The organism is Phycisphaeraceae bacterium (assembly GCA_019636795.1).
Lineage (GTDB): Bacteria > Planctomycetota > Phycisphaerae > Phycisphaerales > UBA1924 > JAHBWW01.
The window spans coordinates 1-26,202 of record JAHBWW010000003.1 but is presented as its reverse complement, the minus strand read 5'-3'; the positions used below and the strand labels follow the sequence as shown (position 1 = coordinate 26,202).

The 26,202-nt window shown below is 60.5% G+C and carries 20 protein-coding genes and 1 tRNA gene; 8 read left to right on the top strand and 13 right to left on the bottom strand.

Annotated elements, in window-relative coordinates:
• The first annotated feature begins 236 nt into the window (after nucleotides 1-236).
• The 3 genes from KF757_06310 (at nucleotide 237) to KF757_06300 (ending at nucleotide 5,077) form a co-directional block, all read left to right on the top strand.
• Nucleotides 237-2,633, top strand: coding sequence for a hypothetical protein (locus KF757_06310; GenBank protein MBX3322586.1), 2,397 nt, complete (start codon nucleotides 237-239; stop codon nucleotides 2,631-2,633).
• 547 nt (nucleotides 2,634-3,180) lie between these two features.
• Entirely contained in the window at nucleotides 3,181-3,624 is a 444-nt protein-coding gene (locus KF757_06305; protein ID MBX3322585.1) for a hypothetical protein, read from the top strand.
• 775 nt (nucleotides 3,625-4,399) lie between these two features.
• Nucleotides 4,400-5,077, top strand: coding sequence for a hypothetical protein (locus tag KF757_06300; GenBank protein MBX3322584.1), 678 nt, complete (start codon nucleotides 4,400-4,402; stop codon nucleotides 5,075-5,077).
• A gap of 78 nt (nucleotides 5,078-5,155) precedes the next feature.
• Here the strand turns inward: KF757_06300 and KF757_06295 are convergent, their stop codons facing one another.
• The 4 genes from KF757_06295 to KF757_06280 all read right to left on the bottom strand — a co-directional run bounded on the left by KF757_06295 (nucleotide 5,156) and on the right by KF757_06280 (nucleotide 9,786).
• On the bottom strand, nucleotides 5,156-5,455 hold the full coding sequence (locus KF757_06295; protein MBX3322583.1) for a hypothetical protein: 300 nt from the start codon (nucleotides 5,453-5,455) through the stop codon (nucleotides 5,156-5,158).
• 39 nt (nucleotides 5,456-5,494) lie between these two features.
• Nucleotides 5,495-6,604, bottom strand: a complete 1,110-nt coding sequence (locus KF757_06290) for a hypothetical protein (protein MBX3322582.1) — start codon at nucleotides 6,602-6,604, stop codon at nucleotides 5,495-5,497.
• Between the two features lie 8 nt (nucleotides 6,605-6,612).
• Nucleotides 6,613-7,725: an SPFH domain-containing protein gene (locus tag KF757_06285; protein MBX3322581.1), complete on the bottom strand. Its 1,113-nt coding sequence runs from the start codon at nucleotides 7,723-7,725 to the stop codon at nucleotides 6,613-6,615.
• Between the two features lie 135 nt (nucleotides 7,726-7,860).
• On the bottom strand, nucleotides 7,861-9,786 hold the full coding sequence (locus tag KF757_06280; GenBank protein MBX3322580.1) for a M28 family peptidase: 1,926 nt from the start codon (nucleotides 9,784-9,786) through the stop codon (nucleotides 7,861-7,863).
• Between the two features lie 143 nt (nucleotides 9,787-9,929).
• Between KF757_06280 and KF757_06275 the strand changes: the two genes are divergently transcribed.
• The 4 genes from KF757_06275 to KF757_06260 are packed head-to-tail and all read left to right on the top strand — an operon-like array spanning nucleotide 9,930 to nucleotide 14,059.
• Nucleotides 9,930-11,237, top strand: a complete 1,308-nt coding sequence (locus KF757_06275; protein ID MBX3322579.1) for a hypothetical protein — start codon at nucleotides 9,930-9,932, stop codon at nucleotides 11,235-11,237.
• The gene (locus KF757_06270; protein MBX3322578.1) at nucleotides 11,234-11,911 is read left to right on the top strand and encodes an ABC transporter ATP-binding protein; all 678 of its coding nucleotides are present in this window, start codon (nucleotides 11,234-11,236) and stop codon (nucleotides 11,909-11,911) included. The genes KF757_06275 and KF757_06270 overlap by 4 nt, the downstream gene beginning before the upstream one ends.
• Complete coding sequence (locus tag KF757_06265; GenBank protein ID MBX3322577.1) at nucleotides 11,908-13,077, top strand: ABC transporter permease; 1,170 nt, start codon at nucleotides 11,908-11,910, stop codon at nucleotides 13,075-13,077. The genes KF757_06270 and KF757_06265 overlap by 4 nt, the downstream gene beginning before the upstream one ends.
• A 37-nt stretch (nucleotides 13,078-13,114) precedes the next feature.
• Nucleotides 13,115-14,059, top strand: coding sequence for a zinc ABC transporter substrate-binding protein (locus KF757_06260; GenBank protein MBX3322576.1), 945 nt, complete (start codon nucleotides 13,115-13,117; stop codon nucleotides 14,057-14,059).
• Between the two features lie 3 nt (nucleotides 14,060-14,062).
• Here KF757_06260 and KF757_06255 read toward each other — a convergent pair whose 3' ends face one another.
• The gene (locus KF757_06255; GenBank protein MBX3322575.1) at nucleotides 14,063-17,896 is read right to left on the bottom strand and encodes a DPP IV N-terminal domain-containing protein; all 3,834 of its coding nucleotides are present in this window, start codon (nucleotides 17,894-17,896) and stop codon (nucleotides 14,063-14,065) included.
• An 80-nt stretch (nucleotides 17,897-17,976) separates the two neighbouring features.
• On the opposite strand from KF757_06255, the gene KF757_06250 reads away from it, so the two are divergent.
• Nucleotides 17,977-18,048, top strand: a tRNA-Gly gene (locus tag KF757_06250).
• On the opposite strand, the gene KF757_06245 is transcribed toward KF757_06250, so the two are convergent.
• The 8 genes from KF757_06245 to KF757_06210 form a co-directional block, all read right to left on the bottom strand.
• On the bottom strand, nucleotides 18,002-19,441 hold the full coding sequence (locus KF757_06245) for a site-specific integrase (GenBank protein MBX3322574.1): 1,440 nt from the start codon (nucleotides 19,439-19,441) through the stop codon (nucleotides 18,002-18,004). The two genes, KF757_06250 and KF757_06245, sit on opposite strands and share 47 nt — an antisense overlap.
• 160 nt (nucleotides 19,442-19,601) lie before the next feature.
• Nucleotides 19,602-21,578 carry a hypothetical protein gene (locus KF757_06240; GenBank protein ID MBX3322573.1) on the bottom strand — a complete coding sequence of 659 codons (1,977 nt, stop codon included), beginning with the start codon at nucleotides 21,576-21,578 and terminating at the stop codon, nucleotides 19,602-19,604.
• Nucleotides 21,579-22,102: 524 nt separating this feature from the next.
• Nucleotides 22,103-22,342 (bottom strand): helix-turn-helix domain-containing protein, encoded by a 240-nt coding sequence (locus tag KF757_06235; protein MBX3322572.1) that lies wholly within the window; start codon nucleotides 22,340-22,342, stop codon nucleotides 22,103-22,105.
• Between the two features lie 314 nt (nucleotides 22,343-22,656).
• Entirely contained in the window at nucleotides 22,657-23,598 is a 942-nt protein-coding gene (locus KF757_06230) for a hypothetical protein (protein MBX3322571.1), read from the bottom strand.
• Nucleotides 23,599-24,058: 460 nt separating this feature from the next.
• Nucleotides 24,059-24,256 (bottom strand): hypothetical protein, encoded by a 198-nt coding sequence (locus KF757_06225; GenBank protein MBX3322570.1) that lies wholly within the window; start codon nucleotides 24,254-24,256, stop codon nucleotides 24,059-24,061.
• Complete coding sequence (locus KF757_06220) at nucleotides 24,220-24,711, bottom strand: hypothetical protein (GenBank protein MBX3322569.1); 492 nt, start codon at nucleotides 24,709-24,711, stop codon at nucleotides 24,220-24,222. The genes KF757_06225 and KF757_06220 overlap by 37 nt, the downstream gene beginning before the upstream one ends.
• A 9-nt stretch (nucleotides 24,712-24,720) precedes the next feature.
• Complete coding sequence (locus tag KF757_06215) at nucleotides 24,721-25,350, bottom strand: hypothetical protein (GenBank protein MBX3322568.1); 630 nt, start codon at nucleotides 25,348-25,350, stop codon at nucleotides 24,721-24,723.
• Nucleotides 25,347-26,202, bottom strand: an 856-nt coding sequence (locus KF757_06210; protein ID MBX3322567.1) for an RHS repeat-associated core domain-containing protein, incomplete at its 5' end; no start/stop codon positions are given. The genes KF757_06215 and KF757_06210, both read right to left, overlap by 4 nt.

Here is a 26,202-nt window from a genome sequence, read left to right as displayed (position 1 = left end):
GTTGTTGAGGCCCGCAACGCGGGGTGAAGACCCATCCGGCTGAAGTTGACGCCCGCCGACACCGAAATCGTGACCGGGTGCCATGGCCATGACTCTGCATGGCTATGACAGACATCACTACGGCCACGGAGCAATGTGGTCAACCGCGCCCCGCGTCCGCGTCCGGCCATGCGTGCGCTCCGCCTCCCGGCCAGCGTGCCGCACCGGGGTCTTGACACTGCGGGTATCCTGTGCTCATGGCCAGACTGACCGACGCCGAACTCATCGCCCTGCTCGACAAAGCCGCCCGGGACCGGGCGACGGAACTTGACCTGCGTAGGACACTCGAGGGAAGACAGGCTTCCATTCTCGCCTCTCGCCTGCCCGCGCTGGCCGAACACCTGACCACACTCAACGTGTGGGACAACCGACTCGGCGCAGAGGGTGCCACTGTGCTCGCGCCAGCGCTCGAACAGTTGACGAGCCTGAAATGGTTCAATCTGGGTGCCAACAGCCTCGGTCCAGATGGTGTTGCCGAACTCGCGCCAACGATTGCACGCCTCACGAACCTGATCGATCTCGATTTGACTGAGAACGGTATTGGCCCGGGTGGTGCTGCTTCACTCGCGTCGGCGCTTGAACGCCTGACAAGCCTGACCGGGTTCTACCTGAGTTACAACGACTTCGGCCCCAGAGGCATGGCAGTGCTGGCTTCGGGGCTCAAACATCTGACAAGACTGAACGTACTCGATCTGGGGAATAACTGCATGGGCCCGGAGGGTGCGTCTGCACTCGCGTTGGCGCTTGAGCGTCTGACAAGCCTGACTTTACTCGATCTGCGCAACAACGGCCTCGATGACGATGCGGCCCGCGCCCTGCTCGCGCTGACACAGCCCGGCCGACCGCTGGCCACACTTCAACGACTGTTTCTGTTTTCCAATCCCATCACCATTCTCTCGGACGAAGTGGTTGATACCAACGACCCTGCCCTCATGCGGCGCTGGCTTGAGCAGGCTGGCGAACCGTTGTGGGCGGCCAAGGTCGTCATTCTGGGCGATGGCCGCCTCGGCAAAACGCACCTGCGCGAGCGTGTGTTTGGCGACGATCCCCTGTATTACAACGCACACGAACCCAGCACGCACAATATCGCCCACCTGCGCGTGCCCACGGAGGCGCAGTGGGAGGGCGGCACGCAACGGGTCACGCTGCTGGTCTGGGATTTCGGCGGCCAGAGCGAACTGCACAGCGCCCACCGCTTCTTTCTCTCGGACCGACGCAACCTGTTCCTCGTCGTCGTCGATGCGGCCCGCAGCCGCGCCGGGAATCATCTCGACTACTGGCTGCGCACCATCGCCGAAGAAGCCGGGCGGCGCGGCGACGGCAGCGGGAACGCAGGCGGCCCGCCCGTGATCGTCGTCATCGCCGGCTGCGATCGCGTGCCGGCCGGACAGCCGCGCCCGCTCGAAGCCCTGACCGCCGGCGCGCTGCGAGAGCAGACCGGCCTGAACATCCTGGCGGTCGTCGATGGCATGGGATGGAATGACCAACTTTCGCGCGGCGAGCGAGCCGCGCGCGAGCGCGAGCACCGGGACGCGATCACGCGGCTGCGCGCGATCATCGACGGGCACATCGCGCACCTGCCCGGCGTCAGCACGCCCTATCCCGAAGCCTTTCACGAGGTGGCCGCCTGGCTCGACGATGAGTTCCCGCCCGAGGGCACGCACGGCCAGGACAGCGGCAAGAGTCAGAAGTACGTCACGACGCAGGCCTACAAGCGAACCTGCGAAGAGTACGGCCTCCACTCGTCGCTGCGCGACGTCTGCCTGCACGATCTGCGCAACCTCGGTGTGCTGCACTACGTCGGCGATGACCCGACGGTGCGGAACTCGAGCGAACTGGCCGACCTGCTGTTCAATCCGCGCTGGGTCAAGGGTCCGGCCTACACACTCGTGCGCGCGGGTACGGGCGACCACGAGTACGGCGTCATCACGGCGGCGCAACTCAATCACCTGCTGCCTGTGCGCGACACGGGCAACGCAGATGCCGACGAACTCTGGCAGCGTCTGTCCTTTTCTCAGCCGGATCGTCGCCGCGTGCTCGAGCTCATGAAAGCCTGCGAACTGATCTTCGACATCGAAGGCGAGGGCGGCAGGCCGTCGGGGGCGGTGCTCGTGCCCGATCTGCTGGAGCGCCGCCGCGCGCCGTTTGTCAAGCCCGACGGCGCGACATGCTGGGCCGCGAAGTATGAGCACCTGCCCGAGTGGATGGTGCTGCGCTTCATCGGGCGGCGCTACCGCGACATCCTCGACCCGCAGACGCAACTCTTCCGCGATCAGTTCACGCTCAGCGAACAGGACTGCCGCGCGACCGTGCGCATCAGCCTCGACCAGCGGAAGATCGACGTCTGGATCGACGGCGACACCTCGCGCCGCGAGCGGGTCTTCGGCAGCATCATGGGCGGCCTGAACGCGATTCGCCCGGCGCAGAGCGTGCGACAGGAGCACGAGGGAGCACTGGCCACGCTACGCAAACTGGCCGAGGCAGAGTACGAACCCAAGGGCAGGCGCGGCTTGTACGGCGGCTTACTCACTTTCTGGGAAGTGACAGTGCGCGGCGGCGTGCGCGGGGCGATCGAAGCGACCAAGTCTGAGTGATGATTCCGCAGTGAGGCCCGCAGGCCAGCGGGGGTGGGGGCGAGTACGTCATCGCGAGTCTTCCTCTGCCGGGTGCCACCAGCCACCCGGGTTGAAACGGAGGGCTGCGAGAAACTGTCGACGGCCTGCGGGACAACCGCGACGGCCTGCGAGACGATCGCGGAGGCCTGTGAGAAGACCGCGGAGGCCTGCGAGACGATCAAGGAGGGCTGCGAGAGGACCGCGGAGGGCTGCGAGACGATCGCGGAGGCCTGCGAGAAGACCTCGACGGGCTTCCCGAAGACCGGTTTCACCGGCACCCCCCAGACATGCCGACACGATCGACGCAGATCGCCACACGATCGCGACATTTGCAAAAATACCTTCCATAATCCGGTCAAACACGCCGCTGGGTACCATGGCCATGGCTCTGCATGGCCATGACGGAGATCGCTACGGCTGCGGCAGGATCGCGGCCAGGTCAAGGCCGGGTGTCCGAGCCTCGACTTTGCGTAGCGTCGCGGAGTGGGCAGTGGGGGATGGGCGGTCTGGGTCACTGATCGTGGCCATGCAGAGCCATGACCACGGCACCCGGCTCAGGGAGTTCGATCCGGCACTCGGTTTTCCTGAAACCGCAGAGCAGGAGGCAGAGAATCCCGGCCGAGCGCACGCTGTGTACGAATCGGCCAACGAACTGCTGCTGAGCCGAACACGGGACCGCGAGCAATTCAATTTGGTGTTTGAGGAGAATGTCAACTACGGGTATCGCCGGAACCTCTGGGCCATGAAGCCCTCGGGTATCTTGCTTGCAGCATTTGGGTTCGCTGGCGGGCTCAGCCGACTCACTCTCGAGATCATCCGTGACGAGCCGGTCACTATGACGGCCGCTTATGCGGTCGTTCTGGGTTCTGCGCTTACTGTTTTTTGGATCGTGCGGATCCACACAGATTGGGTGCGCGTTGCCGCAGATGCATACGCAAGACAGTTGGCAGCGGCAAGCCAGAGCATTTAGTTAGAGTCACGGACCGATGCTTTTTTGACTATAAGCGCGTTCAGTGACCTTCGGCTGAAGGAAAGTCCGGTAGTGCAATGGGCCGTAGGATGGGGCCTCAGGGTGTCACTTCGCCCCAGACGGTGGCTTACCGTCGTGGTGGCATCATCTATGATCGCAGGTTTCATATCTCCATGCTAGCGATCCGCGTCTCGGAGTGGTCGGTCGTGCCTTCCGATCCAAGCGATACCGACGTGCTCTTCCCCGTGCCGGGTACCGGCCATGGCTCTCCATGGTCATGACGGACAGCGCTCCGACCGTGATGGGATCTGCACACGATCCATGCGGATCGGTCCTGCTTGAGGATTGCGGAACGACCGGGCGCTCGACCAGACCAGTCTTCGGGCCGCGCACCGTGCGATCGGGTTCATGTGCATATCGCCGATCTTCTCCCGGTTGTTCGTGGCCGACCACACATTGCGGTCGGTGCCATCAGGCCACCTGAACGGTGGTACAGTTCAATAGGAACCAAGGCACACCGATCACTCAAAGCCGTGGTCGGTGGCACGGGCAGCATGCATCAACGGTGGCGGTCGGTGCTACCCGCCGGAGAGCCCCGCCGATAACCTTCTGCTCGCGGCCTCAGTTTTTCGTCTCGCTCATTTTCAAAGATCTGCATCCGCATCGTTCGATGGGACACGACACTGACCGTGTGATCGCGCCTATGGACGGGCGCGGGGCACGCGTCAGCATCATCAATGCGGGCAGAGACGCCCGAAGAAAGTTGGAGGCCACAATGGCAAATGTTGTGCCGAAATCTCGGCAGGAAATGATTCAATGGTTCAGTCAGCGGGCAGCGAGTTGGGCAGCCAGTGCTCAGACCCTCGGCTTAACCGTTGCCGAAGTCTCGGAACTGGCGACACTTATCAACGCAGCACAGACGGCACAGTCCGCTGCCTTTTCTGCACGCATCAGCGCGAAAGACAGCACGATCACCTACCACACCGCCGCCGATGCCCTCGCCGCCTATGGCGCCGCGCTCATCCTGCGCATCAAGGGCAACGCCGCCGCCACCAACAACCCCAACATCTACGCCGAAGCGTCCATCCCTCTGCCCGAAGAACCGTCGCCGCTCGGACCGCCCGCAACGCCTACCGACCTCTCCGCCGCCATCAACAATGAAGGGCAGGTCGAAGTCCGCTGGAACGCCAGCCGCGAAGGCGGAACCTCGTTCATCATCGAACGCAGCATCACCCCCGTTGGACAGGTTCAGGGGCCGTGGACCCTGCTGACCAGCGTCGAAGAACGCAGGTTCATCGACCAGAACGTTCCGCAGGGCCTGTCCACCGCTCTCTATCGCGTCCGCGCCCAACGCGTCGGGGGCATGAGCATCGCCAGCGAACCCGGGCAGGTTCTCTTCGGAACTCCTTCGCAGCAGCAGCAGGCACAAGGCGGCCTGACCATCGCGGCGTGAGTGTGACCAGGCGACAAACCTGAACTCACAGCGCGGCGGCTCGGAGGGGCCGCCGTGTTGCTTTTGTCACTTCGCTGCTCAGTCCTTCACGCCCGTCACACGCCCCGGCTCGGTGTACTTGCCCATCGCCGCCGTCAGATCCACCCGGTTGATGTTGGCCAGCGTCGCCAGCCACGCCAGCACGTCGGCAAACTCCTCCTCGAGGTTCGCCCGCTCGGCCGCCGTCGGCGGCTTGCCCGGCACGTTGCAGGCATACAACGCCGTCGCCAGTTCGCCGAACTCCTCGGCAAAGTGCATGAACGTGCCCGGCGTGCCGCGGGCGGCGTCGGTGGCCGAGTAGCGATCGGCGATGAGCTGCTGAAGCTGGGCAAGGGTCATGGCGGTCTCCGGTGAACAGTGGGGGGACTCGGTGCTGGGCTAACGCATGGACATGATGAGAATGATGACAGCAAAGACGATCAGCATCACCACCACCAGCGACGAGATCTTGAACCACGAATACGGATGCTTGCCGATCACCTCGCCGGTGCGGCCGTTGACAAGTACCTGAAACGTCTTGTCATGGTAGCGGTACGCCATGATCCAGACGGGCAGCAGAATGTGCTTGAACGTCATGTTCGCGTAGTGCGGGACCATCTGCGTGATGCGCTGCTCGTCGCCGCCGATGTCGCGGCGGATCGTGATCTGGATCTGCTGCTCCATCAGCGTGCGCGCCGCCGCAAAGCCCACCGGCAACGTCACCTGGTAACTCTCGGCGCTGAAGCCGGCCAGGAACGAATCGTTGTAGGGCACAAGCGACTTGAGCGGCCAGGGACCGAGTTTCTCAAGCGTCGCCCGGGGCACCGAATCGGCCGCAATGATGAGCACATCGTCGAAGCGATCAAAGACCCGCCCGCGCACACTGCTCCAGCGGATCTTGCGGACCTGCCGCGTGCGCATCACCGACTTGCCGTTCACCATTGTCGAGTAGGTCTGCGTGACGTAGTAGGCGTCGCCGCGCTGGCCGCGATAGTCGGTGTTGACGTCGGCGTCGAAGGTCCAGTACGGGAGATAGATGCCGGTGAGCCGCGCATTGAGCGTCGCCATCGTCTTGAGATCGCGCGGGGCAAAGCGCCGCTTGCGGATCCACGCCGCATACGCCGCCATCGCCCGCGGCTGGTCGATCCCGAACGGCAGCACCGCGCCGGGAAGGATCTGCTTGATCGAGCGGCCGACCGCGACCACATTCGACCCGCAGAACGGGCAGGCATGACTCGTGACATTGGCCGGGAACTCGACATTGGCCCCGCAGGTGTCGCAGTGCGAGACGATGCGATCGACCGTGTCGGCGCACTCATCGAGCTCTCGCAGCGTGCGTTCGAGGCAGAGCTCCTCGACCCGCGCATCGTCGTCGAGCGGGATGTCGGTCGTTTCGCCGCAGTACGGGCAGGCGAGCATCGACACGCCGGGCGCGAACGACACCTCAGCCCCGCAACTGGTGCAAGGGAAGCGTCGCTCACCGTGCGTTGAAACGCTGGCCGTGCTCATCGCCAGATTCAGGCTTCAGGAACCGGCGGCGGTGAACCGGGAACGGGTGGGGGCGAGGCGATCACAGCGGCCACGGCCGGAACCTGCGCAGCAGGCGTCCACTGCGGGAGGCCGGGCTTCCAGACAAGTGTCGCCGGCGTGAGCGAGCCGCGCGCAGCATGAGCGCCCAGTTCATCGAGACTGAACGGCCCGGCCTGTTGCCCGTTGAGGACAATGTGGAAGTGCAGAGCCCCGGGGATCGGAGGCGGTGCAGCCTGGTCGGCCTTGGGCGCCAGCGCCTGGGCCATCTGCTGGGCCATGGCAAAGCCCGCGCCAAGCCCCATCGCGTCGCCCATGCCGCCGCCGGGGTTCTTGGCCGCGTCACCGATGGCCTGCGCGGTCTGGTACTGCGTGTACTTGTTCAGGTCGCCGATGATGCCCATGCCCGAACGCTTGTCGAGCGCTTCTTCGACATTCGGCGGAAGCGAGATGTTCTCGACGAGCAGGTTGCGCAGCTCGAGCCCGAGCTCGGCGATCGAAGGCCCGATGCGCTCGGACAGAAACTGGCCCAGCGCGTCGTAGTTGCCCGCCAGATCGAGAATCGGGATGCGGCTCTCGCCGAGGATGCTGCTGAAACGCGACACAATCATGTTGCGGAGCTGATCGACAATGCCATCGACGGTGAACTGCGTGCCCGCGCCGGCGACTTCGGCGATGAGTGTGCTCGGGTGCGTGCAGCGCATCGAGTACGTGCCGAACGCGCGAAGCCGCACAGGCCCGAACTCGGGATCGCGGAGCATGACCGGATTCATGGTGCCCCACTTGAGATCGGTAAAGAGCCGCGTGGCGACGAAGTAGACGTCGGCCTTGAACGGGCTCTGAAAGCCGTACGCCCAGCCGCGCAGGGTCGAAAGGATCGGGAGGTTGTCGGTCGAGAGCTTGTAGCGCCCGCTCTGGAAAACGTCGGCGACGCATCCCTGATCGACGAAGACGGCTGCCTGCCCGGGCCGCACGATGAGTTGCGCGCCGTTCTTGATTTCGTCGTTGAAGCGAGGGAACTTCCAGACCAGTGTCTGCGGGTTGTCCTCGGGCCATTGAATAATGTCGACGAGTTCGCCGCGCAGTTTCTTCCAGATATCCACGGTTGCCCCCTTTCGATGCCGACAAGCCGGCGGCAGGTGTTTTGGAGTGTAGGGTCTTCGGTTTCAGCGCCACAAGAACGAAAATGCCCAGGGACCAAAGTCCCTGGGCATTGGAGTCAAACTCGCGGTCGCGGCTCAACGGCCCTGCAACTCGACTTCGACCGAGATTTCGGTCCCGTCGCGAAGGACGCCGACCATGACCTTGTCGCCGGGGCTGTGCTTGCCGAGCGATTCCATCCAGCCGTAGATGTCGGCGATCTTCTGCCCGTCCCAGCGGACGAGGCGGTCGCCAGCCTTGATGCCGGCCTTGTCGGCGGTTCCATCGGCCGTGACATCCTCAATGAGCACGCCTCCGATCTCGTCATTCTCAACATAGCCGGGCATGATGCCGAAACGGACACGCGGGCCGGCCGCCTGGCCACCCTGCCGCTCACGCGGCGCGGTGCTTGTCGAGACGAACGAGAACCGCTCGGGCCTGGTCGCAGCGGCAAGAGTGATCTTGGTAAAGAGATTGAGCGTATCAACCGCCCCGACGCGATTGATCATCGAACTGACATCGCGCGGGGTGTGATACTCAGAATGGAAGTCGGCGATGATGCCAAAGAGCACCGGAACCTGGCGATTGACGAATGACGTGTGATCGCTCGCGCCGCTCATGCGGTCAGATTGAACCACGGTGAGAGGCGTATCGGCAAAGAAAGGCTGGAGCCATTCTTTCATACCTTCGCCTGTGTGATAGCCCGTAACGCTCAGGCGCCCGTTGACGATGCGCCCGATCATGTCGAAGTTGATCATGAGCACATGATCGTCGATGGGGACGATGGGGTTGTTGGCATAGAAACGCGAGCCATTGAGCCCCGATTCCTCGCCGCTGAACGCAATCACGAGAATTGAACGGGCACTTGCATCGGGGGGCATGGCGTCGTATGCGCGCTTGATCTTGTCGGCCATCATCATGATCGCCGCCGAACCCGAAGCGTTGTCGTCAGCACCGGGATGCATTTCGCCCGGCCCCGAGCGCGAGCCGAAGTACCCCATGCCGATATGGTCGAGGTGCGCACCGACCACGATGTACTCGTCTGCGAGATCGCCCTTGCCCGGGATGAGCCCGCCGACATTCTCGGCCATGAGCGACTGACGCTCGATCGTTGCAGCCATACTGGCCTTGCCGTTGAGGTCGATGATCGCGCGGCCCTCGTCGGCAAGCTTGCGAAGGTCATCGAGCGTGCGCCCGGAAGAATCCGCAGCCTGAACAAGACGCTGCCCGGCTTCGATGGTCATCATCATGACCGGAACCTCGATGCCTCGGCCTCCAGTCTGCTCGATGGTCATCAGCGAACCGGCACGCGGATCGGTGGTGCCCGGCGGATTGATGATGATCACGCCGGCAGGATTGCGAGCGGCCAGCGCCCGCATCTTGGCCGCGAAGTTGGCGCGATTGCTCCAGCCGGCATTGCCCGACCAGCGGCTGCGTCCTTCGGCATCGACCGGCTCAAACCGCAAGGCCAGCGCGATCTTGCCGCTCAGATCGTCGCCCTCGGCAAAACTCGAATACCCATCCGGGCCTTCATTGATCGCGTACCCGACGAACACCATCGGAGCCTCAACCTCGCCCGACGCGCCGAGCCCGGTGACGGAGTAATCCTCATCGGCGCGGAAGGTCAGCGTGCGACCGTTGACATTGATCGAGAGACTCTGGTTGGTGACGGCGGTCGTTCCGCCAAGCGGGAAGGGTTGGCGGAAACTCGAACGCGGCGTGACAATCTCGCTGCCGTCACTTCCTGTGCGGGTGGTGGGGAAGGCAGGCTCGACGCCGTACTGCTTGAAGTAGTACTCGACATACTCCATGGCGCGTTCCATGCCTTTGGAACCGGGGACGCGGCCTTCCATGTACGGGCTGGCGAGAATCGTCAGGTGGTCGTTGTAGATCCTGACATCTTCAGAGACCATCTGGAGAGCGTCAGCAATCGGAGAGGCGCTGATCTTCTCTTCCGCTGCGAGGCAGGCGGGAACGGCGAGCAGGGCGACGACACCATATGAAAAGGCACGAGAAAATCTCATCGGAAGAGCACTCCTTGCACTCAGCGGTTGACCGGACGATAAACGTACGGCAAAGTGTACCACATTCCGCAACTGGGAAGTACAGGAATCTGAAGGTGCTCCTCAATGACACCCCGAACTTTGCCCGGCCATAGACTTTGCCTGTGCGTCTCTTGATTGCCATTGCAGCGATGTTGTGCTTCGGCCAGTTGCCCGTGCAGGCGGCATTGCTGCACCCACAGGACGGGCCGCATGCGGACATTCGGATCGTGATCGACGAAGATGGCGTGCGGATTGGCGTCATGATCAATCTGGCGTTTATCGACGAGGAAATGCCGTTCTATCGCGAATCGACCGACGCGGTGCACGAGGTCGAAGAGGATGCCCTGCGACTTTCGCTGAGCGAGCACTTTCTGCATCGCACAATCGTGGAGATTGACGGGGTCGAAGTGTCGCCGGTGATCGCGGGATTCGAGATGCTTAGGCCGGAGGTGGAAAACCTGCCACTGTTCCCGCGATCGGGCATGCGGGGCTTGCTACGGGCGCGGATCGAGTTGACCTATCCCGCCAAGAGCCATCCGAGATCGGTTCGATTCAAATGGAGCGGATATCCACCCAATGTGCTTGCGGATGTGGAACCCGGAGAAACACTTCCTCCGATTGTGGTGGAGATGCAACTGTCGGCCGAGGGGCTGGTCGACATTCTGGAGTTCACGCAGGACGAGCCTGAGCGCACATGGCATGGCACTGGATTGACACGGGAGGAACGTTTCGAGACTGTGCCCGAGTTTGATGAGGCAGTGGAGCGGCGAATCCCGGTGCTGGCGTTGGGTGCGGCAGTTGCGGGTTGCGCGGGACTTGTCGTCGGGCTTGCCAGCAAGGGGCGCAAACGCGGTTGGATGTTGCTGGCCCTTGCGTGCTTTGCGTCTGCGCCAGTAATCGGCAGTCGCGGATCGATGGATTTTGGCGCGGGCGCTTCCGACGGGATGCCGACGCAATCAGAAGCGGTTGCGATCTTTACGCCTCTACATGGAAATATCTATCGTGCGTTTGATTATGAAACGCAGAGCGAGATCTACGACGCCCTGGCGCGAAGTGTGGATGGCGAACTGCTTGAAACGCTGTATGACCAGATTTATCGCAGCCTGATTATGTATGAAGAAGGCGGCGCGGTCAGTCGTGTGTCGGCGGTGCGGCTGATGGAAACTGAGATTCTGTCAATTGGCATGCTCGCGGGGTCGACGCCGGGGTTCACCGCGCGGGCGAGGTGGCAGGTCGATGGCGTCGTGTATCACGCTGGACACTCGCACCGAAGAACGAATGAGTATCTTGCGGAATATGTGGTGGCGCATCGCGAGCGAGGCTGGCGCATCCTTTCGCATCGCGTGCTGGAGCAGAACCGGATCGATCCGGTGATGCCTGAGAACCGCGGTCCAGCCAGGCCTCTGTGGTTTCCGGATGGGGAAATATGAGACAAGCGGTTATTGAGGCGCATGGGATCGAGTTCGCGTACGGCGAGAATTTCGCGCTTAGGCTGGATGAATTGTTGATCGCGCGCGGCGAGCGTGTGGCGTGCGTTGGGCCGAGCGGTTGCGGGAAGACGACGCTGATCAACCTTATTTCGGGGGTTCTGCGACCCGACGCTGGATGGATTGAGCTCGATGGCGAACGGATTTCGGATCTCGGAGAGAGTGCTCGACGTGCGGCGCGGCTGCGAAAGATCGGGATGGTGTTTCAGGAGTTCGAACTGCTCGACTACTTGAGCGCGATTGAGAACATCCTGCTCCCATTCAGATTGTCCGGGGGACTCAGATTGACTCGGGAAGTGCGCGAGCGCGCGCACGAACTTGCGCAGTCGCTGGGAATATCGAGTCTATTGGCAAGGCCTCCGCGCCGGCTCTCGCAGGGTGAGCGGCAGAGAGTTTCGGTGTGTCGATCGCTCATCATGAAGCCGGTGCTGGTCATCGGGGACGAACCGACGGGCAGTCTCGACCCCAGGAACGCCAAGGCCGTGCTCGATTTGCTCATCTCGGCGAGCATGGCTGTAGGCGCATCCCTGTTTGTCGTGACGCACGATCACAGCGTGCTTTCGAAGTTCGACCGAGTGATCGATCTGAGTGAGCATGCTCAGGCGGTGTCGCGATGAGAGGCGCGTTGTTCATTGCGATTCGGCATATTCGTGCGAATCTGCTTCAGAGTGCGATTCTCATCGCGTGCTTCGCGCTGACAGCGGGGCTGCCGCTGGCAACGAATTTGTTGCTGGATCGATATGAGCAATCCTTGCGGCAGCGCGCGGTCGATACGCCACTCGTGATGGGCGCCCGGGGTTCGCGGTTTGATCTTGTGCTGACGACAACGCACTTTCGGCGAGCCCCGGTGCCGCAGGTGCGATTTGGGGTCATTGACGAGATTAACGCGATGCGACTGGGAATCGCGATCCCGATGAACACGGAGTACTCGGCACGCGGGCATCCTGTGGTTGGTACGAGTCCGGAATACCGGGAACTGCGGCGGCTGCGTGTGGCGGCGGGAACGTGGCCACTTGCATTGGGCGAGGCTGTACTTGGGGCATCCGTTGCAGCACGCGAAAAACTGGATGTCGGCGACACGATCTACTCAGATCAGATGGAAGCCTTCGATATTTCCAGGCCCCCAGCCATCAGACTGCGCGTGGTGGGGGTGCTTGAGCGCGCTGGTACACCCGATGATGACGCGGTGATCGTGGATATCGCGACATCGTGGCTGTTATCAGGCATCATTCACGGGCACGACAATCCGCGAGAGATTCGGGATACACGAATGATTCTTCAACGTGATGGGTCTCATGTTGCTGTGAGCGGAGCGATGATCGAGTACAACGAAGTGACGGAGGAGACAGTTGCTGCGTATCACCTGCATGCGAATCCGAAGGATCTACCACTGACGAGCGTGATTGTTGTGCCGCGTGATGCCAAGTCGGCGACAATCCTTTCGACTCAGGTCAATCTGTCTCGGACAGAGCAAATGGTGGTGCCGAGCCGAGTGATTGACGAGTTGTTGTCATATGTACTTCGGATTAAGTCGGTGATTGATGCGGTGTCAGTGGTACTGATTGTTGTGAGCGTGTTTTTGATGGGGTTGATCGTGATGTTTTCGGTGCGGTCGCGCGAGCGCGAATGGCTCACGATGCACCGCATCGGGTGCGATAGATTCTTTGTTCCGATGACATTCGGGCTTGAGATTGCGAGCCTGGTGGCAGCAGGGCTCCTGCTCGCGGTTGTGTGCGCGGCGGGGCTGGCATTGCGAGCTCCGGATATTATTGCGCTGCTGTGACGAATGGATTGCAAACAATTTCAGTTCGGGGGTAGCCATGATTGATCGTCGTACGGTGTTGAGCGGGTTGCTGGTTGCAGGATCGCTTGCGATGCTGTCGTGCTCAAAGCCTGCGCCTTCTGATGTGCAGAAGGAACCTGAATCGGCCGCATCCTCGACCGGAGTGGTGACGACGTTCTATCCGACGCAGTACTGGGCCGAACGCATCGCGGGGGGCAAGGTCGAAGTGCGGTGCTTCCTTCCCGATGACGAAGATCCGGCGTCGTGGAGGCCCGATCGCTCCGCGATGGAGGCAATGCAGTCAGCGTCGCTCATCATTGTGAATGGTGCGTCATTTGAGGAGTGGGTGGGAACGGCTCCGCTGCCGCGCAGTCGCATCGTGGACACGACGGCAAGACTGACTTCGCCTTTGATTGTGCATGCCAACGCTGTGACTCACAGCCACGGACCCGGCGGGGAGCACTCGCATGAAGGAATCGACGGACACACATGGCTGGATCCGATCAATGCGATCGAGCAGTCGCAGGCGATTCTTGAAGCGATGGTCGATACGTGGCCGGAACACGATGCCGAGTTTCGGCGCAACGCCGGCGAACTGCGTCGCGACCTCATCGAGTTGAATGCGTCGCTTGAATCGCTCGCATCAAAGATGGCTTCGGTGATCATCGTTGCGTCGCATCCGTCGTACAACTACATTGGTCGGCGTTACGGCTGGGAGGTTATCAATCTCGGCATCGAGCCCGATGATGTGCTCACATCGCACGACTGGGAGCACGTCGAAGAGGATCTGGCGGCAACCTCTGACAAGCATCTGATCGTGCTGTGGGAAGATGAACCGAGCGAAGCCAATGCGCGGGGGTTTGCACAGCGCTTCGGAGCCAGAAGCGTCGTGTTTCGCCCGTGCGAATCGAGGCCGGAGCGTGGGGACTACCTGAGCGTGATGCGCGAGAATATCGAGGCGTTGGCACAGGTGCTCGAATGAACATCAGGGGCCCAGAGGCGATGGTTCATCGACAAGACCTGATTCTGAATCGCGTTCATGCGTCGATGACTCAGCAGGCACGATAAGTTCGGGCGTCATGGTGCGCAGAATGAAATCGTGGACGAGGCGGGAATAGTGCCTTCCGGAAAGGCCATGCCGCCGACCGGGGTAGTAGAACATCTCAAACTGCTTGTCGGCGCGCACAAGAGCGTCGGTCAGTCGCACAGCATTCTGAAGGTGCACGTTATCATCCATCATGCCATGGAGCAGGAGAAGGCGTCCGCTGAGATTGCCAGCAGCACGCACGGCACTCGTGCGGCGGTAGCCCTCGGGGTTCATCTGTGGCGTGAGCATGTAGCGTTCGGTGTAGATGGAGTCGTATTCGTACCACTCGGTCACGGGAGCGCCCGAGATCCCTGCCGAGAACAGCGTGGAATTGGTCATGGCAAACGCAGTCATGAACCCGCCATAACTATGCCCCGCGATGCCGACTCGAGTTGAGTCGGCCCAGGGGTGGCTGGTGATCCAGGTGATGATTTCAGTGATGTCTTCAAGTTCGCGCACGCCGAGTTGCTTGTATGCGGTCCATGCGGACACAGCACCCTTGCCGCTGGCGGGGTACGGGTCGCCTTGCACAGCAATGATGCCAAGTTGAGCCAGCAGCCGATCCGAAAGACGCCCGCCCGACCAAGAATCGGTGACGGATGGAGCGCCGGGACCAGCATAGGTCTGGAACCAGATCGGGTACCTGCGGGATGGGTCAAAGTCGGGCGGGTATGTGATGCGAACTTCCAGATCATTACCCTTGGCCGAAGCGACCTGCACACGTTCAATGCGGCCGAGGTCCCATTCTTCGAGTTCATAGACAGGGTTGGTGTCGAGCGTGCGGACAAGAGTGCCGCTCACATCGCGAAGCGTCACGCGCGTCGGGATGTCGATGTCGGACCATGTATCAATGAAGTACGTGCCAGCGGGGTTGATCTGCACGCGGTGTGACCCCCCAGCGGGCGTGAGGCGTTCCATCGCCGAGCCATCAAGATTCACGCGGTAGAAGTGGATCTGGGTCGAAGCGTCGGCGGTGCCTTCGAAGTAGATAACAGCGTTGTCCTCATCGACATGCACAACGCGCCGCACTTCCCAGGGGCCTTCAGTGATGCGATGCTTGAGTGAAGCATCCTTGTTGAAGAGGTAGAGATGCTTGTACCCGTCGCGTTCGCTGGGGAGGATAAATGAGCCGTCCTTGAGTTCGTGCGGTGCGCCCTGAGGCTCGACCCATGCCTGGGTGGTTTCTCGCATCAGAGTGACCGGCTCGCCGCCGGAGTGCGCCACGTCAAGCAGATCGAGCCATGTCTGGACGCGATCCTGTACGGTGAGTCGCAGGCGACCCGTAGATTTCGACCAGTGTATCGACGAGACGAGATACGAGCCATGGTCATAGTGGGAGAGATTGACGCGCTGGGGTTCGCCGCCCGCGCGCGATGCGATGGCGACTTCGACATGCGGGTTCGGTTCGCCGGGGCGAGACCAGCGCTCCGTCTCGACGCGATGAGGACGAGGGTTGTCATCGACGATGGTGAAGACAGGCAGCGCGGCGGTGTCGGTGATGAAGTACGCCACGTGCTGGCTGTCGGGGCTCCACCAGAACGCTCGCCAGTTGCGGCTGTAGAGTTCTTCGAAATAGAGCCAGCAGTGGCGACCATGCCGAAGCGTGTCTGAACCACCGGTCGTAATCGCTCGCTCTGTTGCGGTCATGACATCAACAACCCAGAGGTTGTTGCTTCGTACGAAGGCGACGAACTGCCCGTCGGGCGAAAGTTGCGCAAAGTCTTCCCGCTCGGGCGAAGCCGTGAGGCGGATGGCGTGCGAGCCGTCGCGCTTGGCGAAGTACAGATCACCCTGATGCTCAAAAACCTGACCCGCCTCGCTGTCGTCGATGCGCGCAAAGTGCCGCCGCGCCAGATCGGCAGCGGTCCTGGAGTCGATGGTGGGCAGCGCAGCGAGAGATTCGGCGACGGCGTCCGTGGGGGGGAGTTCATGTGGTTCGGCGCGGCCGGTGACGGCGTGGACCTTGAGCAATTGCCCATCCTTGCGCTGCAGAAAGTGCTCATCATCGTGCCAACTCAACCCGCTGACCGCCGAGCCGCTGAGGTTCAGGCGTGCAGAGCCGTGCACATCGTCGTACGACAATCGCCGTCCCATGGTGCGATCTTCAGCAAGCGGGCGGGCGTCGCGTAGCGTCAGATACGCTCGACTCGGGATGCGCACGACCGGAAACTCCGAGCCTGAGTCGAGCGCGTCGTCGAAGAAGTTCCAGGCAACCAGGCCATCGGTGCTTTGCGGTTCGAGCAGGATTGACGCGAGCGTGCCGAGTTTCTGCGATGTGCGGACGATGTACGAGTCGGCCATGAGCCTGTGCGAGCGCGCAGCGGCACTGACAGAAACAGTGCGGACCATGTGATGGCCTTCAAAGGCGCGAGTCGCCTTCTGGTGCTCGTCGATCGAGTAGGCTTCGATATCGACTTCGATGTCTTCGCGCAGCACTTCGACGCGGATGCCGTGATGCCCAAGCAGCGTCGCGAGCCATTCGTATTCCGCCGGGAACGTGTACGCCCACGGGCGGGCGACATCGAGGGTCGAGACGAAGTTGTTGATCAGTTCGACTTCGTAGTCGAAGGGTTCATTCGATTCGATACGATTGCCGTTCTCATCGCGCTCGATATAGCCCAGAACGGTCACTTTGTCAGAGAACGCCTCAGGTTTGTTATCGAGCGAGACAAGGGACGAGCCGTCCGGCTGGCGACCGGCATCAATGGTGCGTCGATCGGCAGCACGAATGAGATCGCGGATCGGCCTGGCGTTCACGGCTGAGAACCGCAGGATCTCGTCGCAGAAGGCGTATGTTGCTTTGACGCGGTCGGCAAAGGGCGCGTAGGAGTAGGCTTCGGAGAGAATGGCGAGCCGGTTGCGCACGCCCAGGTAGCCTTCACCATAGCGAGGCTGGGCGGGGTAGGTCGTCCACTTCGTGTGCTGCTCGGCGAAGTTGCCGTAGTAAAACGCGTGGTATCCGGTTTTCTCTTCAAATGCCTTGTCGACAGCGGGCAGCATCGTGTCGCGCACATACTCGATGATCGCTGCATCGCCTGCGGGGTGCTTGGGGCCCTGATAGGTCAGTGTGTAGCGATGCCGCGAGCCATTGGTCGTGTGCGTATCGACCACAACGGCGGGATCCCATGTGTTGAAGAATCGGACGAGAGCGCGGGTCTCGGGCGCTTCGAGTTTGACATAGTCGCGATTGAGGTCGAGGCCTTGTGCGTTGGCGCGGATGCCCATTTCTTCGGGTCCGACCTGGCCGGGGCGGTTGGTCGGGCTGAATCGTTCGTTGCCGTCGGCGTTGTAGATCGGTACGAAGCAGATCACCAGATCTTTGAGGATGGCGCGTCGGTCTTCGTCGCCGAGTGCGATATCGCGGGCGAGCATCTGCAGGGCTTCTTTGCCACAGACCTCTCCGGCGTGGATGTTGCCAAAGAGAAGGACGACGAGGCGGTTGCCGACATCCTGGGGCGATGTGACAGGGGGATCGGCAAGAATCGCCAGCGGAATCAAACGGTCTTCGTTGGTCGTGCCGATGGAGTCGAGGTGAATCAGAGGAGACTGCTCGGAGAGCGCCGCGAGAAAGGCCTGCACATCGTCGTAGCGACCGGTGCGGGCAAAGTCGCTTGTTTCGGCCACCGTCACAGGCGGTTCGACGGCAGACGCATCCGTCCGACCCGAGGCGGCGACCCCGAGAACACCTGTGAGCAGGACAGCCAAGACATGGGCGGTTATTCGATGAAACATGGTGCGGCCCTCGACGCGAACACGTGTGATCGCCGCCGGTTGGCGACGGGAAAGCAACAGGATACAATGGACCCGACCTTGCGGGCGTAGCTCAATGGTAGAGCGTCAGCCTTCCAAGCTGAATGTTGACGGTTCGAGTCCGTTCGCCCGCTTTGCACAAATCTCCGCAGTTGCACGAAAAAACCCTTGCATTTGCAGGGGTTTTGTGCTTCCTGAGCGAGCGGCAGTCGGCGAGGCTTTGTCGCACCGTGACGCATCATTTGGCGCTGTTTTGCACCCCATAGGGTGGCAGAATGGTGGGGGGGTACTTGGATCCGCTGCGAGAGTGCCGGTTGCTCGCATCGTGGGCTGCCCGATTGAGATCGCAGGAAGCCGTTCGACAGCCGCAGCCGTATCGGTCAATCCCAGGACCGTGTAGTGCTTCTGCGTTGTGCGGTAGTCGCTGTGACGCATGATTCGCTGGGCGATCTGTGGCGGCACTCCCGCGCGGGCAAGTTGGGTGCCGAGTGTTGTTCGTAGTGCGTGCAGGTCGATTACCCGGCCCTCTTCATCCTCAGCGACTATGCGAGTCTTCACTCGAGTTCGACTTCCAGAGCCCACTTTGACCGGCTGCCCATCGTTATCGAGCACAACCACGCGACGAGCGATACCGGCTCGCAGGAAGTCCTTTTGGCGAGTCTGATCAGTGACCGTGGTTGACCACACATGAGCAGTTGGGAGCGCAGGTTGTTCATTGAAGCGCTGACGCAATGCCTCGGCGAGTTGAGAGTGCATCGGAATCACGTCTTGTCGTTTGGCTTTACCATGGCGGATTGTCAAGGTCGAGTTGATGAAGTCCACGTCTCTCCATTGCAGCCGCCGCATGTCTCCCTTGCGCAATCCAGCCAGTGCGGCCGCCAAGTACCAGGCTTCACGCCCGTGAACGCGTGCGACCTCGAGTAGCCGCGACAGTTCATCAACTGTGAGCGGACGGCGGACTCTTCGCCGATCACGCGATTCATCTTGCTTCGGAACCACTTTGAGGGGGTTCGCCTCCGCCCGGCCGGTTTTGACGCACCAGGCATAGAAAGCGACGGCGATCTGACGGGCGAAGTTGATCGTCCGAGCAGAGCGCCCGCTTTCCTTGAGCGAAGACAGGTGCATTTCCAGTGAGTCAGCGGTTAGTTCGGTCAGCCGGTTGGCTTTGCTGCCTGCGACGATGGCTTCGAGATGCGTTTCTTTCTGGGCCACGTGATGTGGAGATTGGCCAGCATGGCGACAGTGAGCGATGTACGCCGAGATGTGCTCAGTAATTGGCTTGCGACCTTCGGCTGCGAAACGGTCGTGCCGCGGGTCGATCACGCCGTCTCGACGGAGTCGGTCTTCAGCGATCAGTCGGTTCAGAATCCGCTCTGCGGTTTGTCTGTCGCTTGTGCGTGTCGCGTGCTCGCGTCGCAGGCCTCGATGATCCCAAAAGCGTGCGATCCAAGATCCGTTCTCGGTCTTGCGAAAGAGCGAGCCGCTTCCTTTGGTTCTTTGCCTTCGAGATTGCTTCGTTTTACTCATCGTCGGGTCCTTTCGTCGCTTCGGCCAGTATACCGAATGCTGGAGTTGTTGTGCTTGTTTCACACGCGTGGAGAGACAATCGCCCGAACCGCCCAATCGCCCAAGGCATCGCTTTCAAGGGGTCTGGGCGGCTTGTTGATGGGGCGGTTCGTGGGCGGTGTTATGCTCCTTGGGCGGTTGGAAGGTACTCACCGCCCGACTCTCGAATGGAGATGGCAGAGTCAATTCGTGCTTCCTCGGGCGGTTGGGCGGCTCGGGCGGTTCGTTTTGAAATCCGCCAGATGCGCTGCTTGTCCGTCGGGGACGGTGGATGCACATCAAGTTCATGGGCCGACAGGGCGGGTGCCAAACGCTTTAAGGCGCCAGCCATGCCGCGAGCCGATCGAGGCCAGTCTTTGGATCGATCGTCTGATGCCAGTTCTTCCAACAACAGACCAGCGGTGCCGGACCATTCGGTACGTTCACGCATGAACTCCAGGAGGGCGATGGCGACTTCGCTCGACTCGACGACATCTTGAGCCAGGCGATCCGACTGTCGGGCGTAGATCTCGCACGCTCGCGTTCCGATCGCGCTATCCATGGCGGCCAACACGCGGGCAAAATCTGCCATTCTTGGCAGTTCCTTGAGTTCCACGCTTGGCAACGCAGCCAACACCGTGGCTATGAGGTCGAGCAGGGCTCCGAAGATTTTCGGCTGGAGTCGGTTGTAGTCCGCGATCAGCCCTTTCTCAGGCTGTCGGCGATGGGTTGAGATGGGCTCCAGATCGACCATGACGAGTCGGTCGGCGAGGTCGCCACGCAATGAACCAGTGTCAATCGAAGTCAGTACCACGGCACGCCGAAATGCCATCACTGCCACGGAGTCGTTGGTGAAGAGTTTTCGACCCACCCAGGCATCGCCAGTGCATGACTTGCAGAGTGCATCGGACCACCAATCGGGTATCTTGCTGACGTTGTCAACGGCGAACGCCCAACTGTTTGCACATGCGACAGCCCATGCTTCGGGGTTGTAGGGCTGCGATCTCAATGGGGCCGGACTGGGGTCAATGAGCTGCAAGACCAGCTTCGCCGCGGTGGACTTCCCGGTACCTTGCATGCCGCCGACGAGCAAGATCGGGTGCGGAATGTCTGGGAGAAAGGACGCGATCATCCAGCCCAAGAGCAGTGGCCACGTCTCTTCGCTCACGTTGAGCAGGTTACGCAACAGGGTGATGCCTGAGCCGCGCTCAGGCATCGGTAGTTGCCCTGAGAGTTCGGTGCGGCGGAACAGCACTGGAGATCGCGGCACAACACGCCACTGCGTCTGTTGCACGAGGACAGCCGCGCCATTTGCGGTGCCGAGGTCAATCACGACCCCAGATTCGAAAGCAGCGACTCGAAGTGCGAGCGGCTGAGCGGGATGATCCAATGCCAGGCCTCGGAGCGTCAACATCGAATCAGCCAAGACTGAAACGCTCAGTGCTTCCGGCTTGCCCCTGATGCGCGAGTCCTCGAAATAGGCGCGAGCGAGCCGGTCTCGGAATGCAGAAGAGTCGAGTGGAAGAGCCAGATTTGGTCCGGAAGTCTCGACGGCGAAGGGCTCAGCCCGTTCGTCGCGGCCGAATCGATAGCGCTGCATGGCCAGCCTGACCACGCGCAGCCTCGCAGCCTCGCGATCGGAGGATTCTTCGAGGTCGAAGTGCACTTCGCCATCGCCAGCCAGCGATGCGTCAGACGGTTGGATTGGTGGTGTTTTGGCGATCAGTTCGTCCACCATCACCCGAACCTTCTCAGCGTCGCCGCCTTCGGTTTCGAGAATGTCAGCAATGTCGCCACCCTTGGCAAGCTGGGTCCAGCGTTCCACTAGGCGCATGATGCGCACCGATCGTGCACCCGCAGCCATCGCTAGCTTCGCGACTATCGTTGCGTAGTTCTCTCCGGACTCGTCGTTGTCTGGAAAAATCACGACCTCACGACCGGCCAGCGCGGACCAGTCACTGTGCTTCGCCGCCTTCGCGCCGCCCGCGCTCGTTGTACTGAGCCAACCGCAGGCCGCCGCAGCGTCCGCCGCCTTTTCACCTTCTACGACGATAATGGTGTCGCAGGGGTCAGCATTGAGCAGGGCGGGCAGTTTGTACAACGGTCGCGGTTTGGGCATTGCTCCAAAGGACCATCCGCGTGCAGACTCACTTGCTGGGAGGATCCGCTTTTTTGTGGCGCTGTCGAACCGGAGGACAAGCCCGCAGGCTTCGCCATTTGCGGTGCGGTACACCCAGTGCCGTGTTGGCTTGGCCGCATTTAGAAGATCGTCGAGCGATTTCCAGAATGTCCTAGGACGGTGGCTTGGCTTTTTGAGTGATCCTTCTGGGAAGAGATCACGCTCCGTGAGGCTGATGGCAGCTACCACACTCGCAGTTTCGCACCCCGCATGACAGAACACGAGCGCTCTACCGTCATCGCCTGTCGCAATGCTCAGTGAAGGCGTTGAGTCTTCGTGGGCTGGGCACTTCGCAATCCACCCATCGCCGCTTGGCTTTGGATCGGATCCGGCCGCTCGGAGGGCATCGAGGATTCTCTGGACGGGGTTGAATGAGCGTGACGTGGAGGTGAGGTGTGAGCCATCAGGGGCGTCGGCCTTGTTCGATTCCGTCGTGGTCGAGGATTGGGCAGTTGTCGGCGTTGTCATTTGGACTCCTTCCGATGGAGGCCCGCCCGCACCTTGGCTCCCGAGCCGGGCTCAGTCGGACACCCAGCGCGGACCCACGCTTGGACCTCATCGGGCGAGTACCTGATGCTGCGCCCAACTCGATAAGAAGGGATCGCGCCGCAGCGAGTCAGCGCCCACACAGTGCGTGAGCACATGCTCAGTGCGTCTTCTATGTACTTGGGCTTGACCAGAATTGCGGGGAGTTGATCAGGCATTGCCCACCCCCTTCTGGCAATTAGCCTGGAAGGGGCCGGGTTTGTCGCCGGTCCAGTCCTCTCTCACCGGCTTGGGTATGGGACCGAGCGTGCATGCACGCTCAGACCAGCGGCTCGCAGCGTGATGTCGCCAGCGCTGTACCTGAGGTGAAGGTGACGGGATCTCAAAGACTCTTGGTGCTCTCATGGCGGGACTCCAAAATCGGGCAATATGCCCTCATGGATTCCCGTCGCGGTATCGCCAAAATCACCTCCGATACTGCCCGATATGCTTTGATAATCAGTGTTTTCTGGCCCGATAGTGCCCCATTTTGCTAGTTGTTATCGAAGGCACCCTGTCTCTCCCGAACGAGAAGATACTGCGAACGACGATCTGATCGACCTCCCTGATCGATGTTTCGAGGGTCCATGGTGTTCATTCGAAGGCGTTCGTATTTTGGACGCACACTCTCGAGTTCGTCCAAGACGCCGCCTGCTTCCGCGTGAAGCTTTACTCGCGTGAGTATCTCGGAGACTCTGGGCTGGGTGTAGTTGGTTTTGTACTCCTTGTTAAGCTCCTGAGCAATTCGAGTTTGCGTCATGCCAGTGATGTAAAGCAAATACGCGCGCCTGTCGTGCGGCCCGAGTTGCGGAAGCGTCGGAAGACGCTGGCTCTGTCCGTCAGTTTCGTCGCCCTCGCTGCCAGAAGGGTCTCCATTGAAGTCGTCTTCAGCGAGCTGCTCCGCATCGGACAGGTGGTTCCGACACGACTTAAGCGGTTGCCAAAGCCTGTCAAGCTCAAAGATGAGCCTCTGCAGTTTCTCGCTGATCCCCTGATCCGGCCATGGCAGATTGTTCAGCGGAAACTGCGGCTCCTGCCCGATGAGCAAGGTCCCAAGCAGTGCGCTGCAGCACTCTCGAACACGGACAGACCAGCGCTTCGGCAGCGGGTCGGCTGGATCGTCCATCATGCTGGCTGCGTACTTGAGTTGCTCTAGGAGTGCGTGTACATTGCCTCGGAGCGACTTCACTACAGCAGCCAGATTGAGCACCGGATTTGGAAGGCCTCGGTTCCGAAGCTGCTCAAACTGGCGCTGATAGACCTCAGGGTTTCTCCAGTCGAACAGATATGCTCTTTGCAACTCCGTCGGGACAGCGCCGCTTGCGGCCAATTGCTCCCATTGATGGATCTCGGCCGCCACGATCTCCGCGAGACTCATCATCTCCAACATGGCGTTGTACGTGGCTTCGATTGAGTTCGTATTGACCAACTTCATGGCTGTGTGCCTCCTTGCGCGTACGCGACGTGATGCGAGTCCATGTGACTTCACGCCAGAGTATGCAGCATTTTGGCGCTCAGCATGTCGAATCAGCTAGCAATGAGGGTGCATACATTGGGTCCCGGCTGTCCAGACAACCGCTCGCGGACGCGACACAGTGTCAGAAAGCATGGGAACTATGCTCAAAGGCCTCCGGTGAAGGAGGCAATTAGGTTGCTGGAGCGGGTGCTATTCATCGCGAATGATCGATCATCGGGAGGAAGCAACGCAGCCATCGGCGGTCGACAGTCAACGGGCAAGGCTCGATCTCAGTAACTAAATCCCATCCGTGAGCCTGTTTGATGAGAATGATTGAGCATCCGAGGTGGAGGAGTCCAAGAAGCAGCGTGGCAGACTTCTCATTTCGGGTGCAGAGTCGGTGATAGATCTGGAACCACGCGATCGTGCGTTCCACGGTTCATCTGCGTTTATACCGTCGCTGGCTTCTCCCGTCCTGCGTGACATGCTCCGGCTTGCGATTCCTGCGGTGCGGCACAAACAGATAGGTGCCTTCAGCCGCGAGTTGGTCATCGAGCGCATCGCTGCCGTAGGCCTTGTCGCCGATGAGCCGATCGGGCGTCACCCGGGTGAGGATGAAATCAAACAGACCTTGCACGAGCTTGCTTTCACGGGGATTGCTGACGCGGTATCGACCGCAACAGGCATGCCTCGTGCATCGACCAGCACCATGATTTTGACGCCTTTTATAGCCTTGGTACAGCCGATCCCGTCGCCGTCGGCGTTGCGGTCCAGGCGGCGCAGCACCGCGTCGTCGATGTACCGCACGCCCCAGACCTGCTGGACGATCCGGTCCGTTCCCGCTGAGGTCCCGAAATCTTCATCGACGTGTTCTTCGAGCACCTGCCAAGCCGCCGAGTAATAATAGATCCGCTCGTCATCGACCGCTGTCGCCTGCGTCGCGCCCGAGTCGTAGCGTCGCAGCGTCCGCCAGTTGAGCCCGTTGTATTCGTACGACCCGCGCAGCACCGACCCCGGCTGCCGCGTGATCGACACAAGCCGGTTCCAGGCGTCGTGGACATACTCCAGCGGCGGCTGGAATCTGACTGGCAACGAAATACGCTAAAAATAGAGGCCGCACATTCTGGATACAAACACCCCTGGCATCGTCTCGTCGTTTTTAATTAACGGCTGAACCTCAGACGGAAGATGATCGCAGTACCTTTTCAATGCGTCACTTCGCCGAGTCGCAAAGAGCAGCGCCAAATTTGGCCGACCTGATACTACCACAGCCATTCCCACAATGGGCTTAAATCCAGATTTCACATTTATGAATCGACATGGGAATATGACTACATCTTCCAATTGACTAAAAAATTCAGAACGACCTCTCAGTGTTCGTCGTTTCCATGTCAGAATGTTTGCCTGAAAATCAAAGACCAAATCATCATAGCACAAATACTGCAAGCCACCATAGATTACACCTGCCATTCCCAAAGCGCATAACGATAAAAAAGTAGAAAATGATTCGGTGTTACTTCGCGTCAAGAATGCATAAATCGCAAACCCGACGAGGACAATGCCTGGGATTGCGTAAATAATTGTGTAGTACAGCCCTTGAGTTTTTATGTGATATGTGCCAAGAGCACCGCTGTCGAAATTCAACGCAAAATTAGAACCCAGAGGTATCTTTGCGAAATCGCCAGTCCAAGCAGCCGTTTCATCATGATTGTCGGAAAAGAACAGGCTCATGGGCAGGTTCCAAGTTTTTCAGCGCATTCCGGATGCTCTCCGAGGAGATTCAGGAGCCCCTGTAAATTTAAAGCGCACGTTCTACGTCTTGACTGTTCATCTGCATTCCTTGCAGGACCTAGTACATTTCGGTCAATCCAGTAAAGTCCCGCAGCACCACCCACAGCAGCTGCGGCAGCAACAGGGTTCGTAAATGCCAAGATGCCCAACGCGGCAGATGAAAAGGCGGATGTGGCTCCTTCATTGTCACCTTCGATCACTGCATCAACACCGATCGCGGTATCAAGGAGAACTCCAACAGCCCCAATAGCATTGCCAGCTGCCTTGGCTGCCTTTGCACCTTTCTGAAGTGACTTTCCCTTTGCATTCAAATCACCATCTGCAATAGATTTTTCGATGGACGACATTCCTTCCCTCAAATCAGGCCTAACTCTTGCAGACTTATCTGCCGCCGCTTTCCCAATTTTGTCGCCCAAGTATCGTCCTCCTTCAGTGCCAACTCCAGCCGCCAGTAGGCCGAGTGATATCTGCATAAGGAGGTCATCAACATCAGCAATAAATGGACCGCAATTGTTGCGTACCGCCTCCTGTGCATTACAAATACGGTCGAGAACAGAGTCACAACACTCTAGACCGAACGGGTCGTTGTAACGAACCGGGCTTGACCGTACATACTCATACAGGCTCCCCCCATCCACATACCCCGCCGGATCTCTCTCCAGCCACCGCCCCAGCCGTGGGCTGTAGTGTCTGAAGCGCACGCAGTAGATCTGCTCCTCGCAGTTGAACCGATACCCCGCGTAGCCGACTTCGTTGTCCGGCCCGTCTTCGTCGCGCGGCCCGCTGATCCAA

What these genes read in the sequence shown, in the direction of transcription:
- KF757_06310 (MBX3322586.1), top strand. Translation starts at nt 237, where the DNA reads ATGGCCAGACTGACCGACGCCGAACTCATCGCCCTGCTCGACAAAGCC.
- KF757_06305 (MBX3322585.1), top strand. Translation starts at nt 3,181, where the DNA reads ATGCAGAGCCATGACCACGGCACCCGGCTCAGGGAGTTCGATCCGGCA.
- KF757_06300 (MBX3322584.1), top strand. Translation starts at nt 4,400, where the DNA reads ATGGCAAATGTTGTGCCGAAATCTCGGCAGGAAATGATTCAATGGTTC.
- KF757_06295 (MBX3322583.1), bottom strand. Translation starts at nt 5,455, where the DNA reads ATGACCCTTGCCCAGCTTCAGCAGCTCATCGCCGATCGCTACTCGGCC.
- KF757_06290 (MBX3322582.1), bottom strand. Translation starts at nt 6,604, where the DNA reads ATGAGCACGGCCAGCGTTTCAACGCACGGTGAGCGACGCTTCCCTTGC.
- KF757_06280 (MBX3322580.1), bottom strand. Translation starts at nt 9,786, where the DNA reads ATGAGATTTTCTCGTGCCTTTTCATATGGTGTCGTCGCCCTGCTCGCC.
- KF757_06270 (MBX3322578.1), top strand. Translation starts at nt 11,234, where the DNA reads ATGAGACAAGCGGTTATTGAGGCGCATGGGATCGAGTTCGCGTACGGC.
- KF757_06265 (MBX3322577.1), top strand. Translation starts at nt 11,908, where the DNA reads ATGAGAGGCGCGTTGTTCATTGCGATTCGGCATATTCGTGCGAATCTG.
- KF757_06260 (MBX3322576.1), top strand. Translation starts at nt 13,115, where the DNA reads ATGATTGATCGTCGTACGGTGTTGAGCGGGTTGCTGGTTGCAGGATCG.
- KF757_06255 (MBX3322575.1), bottom strand. Translation starts at nt 17,896, where the DNA reads ATGTTTCATCGAATAACCGCCCATGTCTTGGCTGTCCTGCTCACAGGT.
- KF757_06245 (MBX3322574.1), bottom strand. Translation starts at nt 19,441, where the DNA reads ATGAGTAAAACGAAGCAATCTCGAAGGCAAAGAACCAAAGGAAGCGGC.
- KF757_06240 (MBX3322573.1), bottom strand. Translation starts at nt 21,578, where the DNA reads ATGCCCAAACCGCGACCGTTGTACAAACTGCCCGCCCTGCTCAATGCT.
- KF757_06235 (MBX3322572.1), bottom strand. Translation starts at nt 22,342, where the DNA reads ATGCCTGATCAACTCCCCGCAATTCTGGTCAAGCCCAAGTACATAGAA.
- KF757_06230 (MBX3322571.1), bottom strand. Translation starts at nt 23,598, where the DNA reads ATGAAGTTGGTCAATACGAACTCAATCGAAGCCACGTACAACGCCATG.
- KF757_06215 (MBX3322568.1), bottom strand. Translation starts at nt 25,350, where the DNA reads ATGAGCCTGTTCTTTTCCGACAATCATGATGAAACGGCTGCTTGGACT.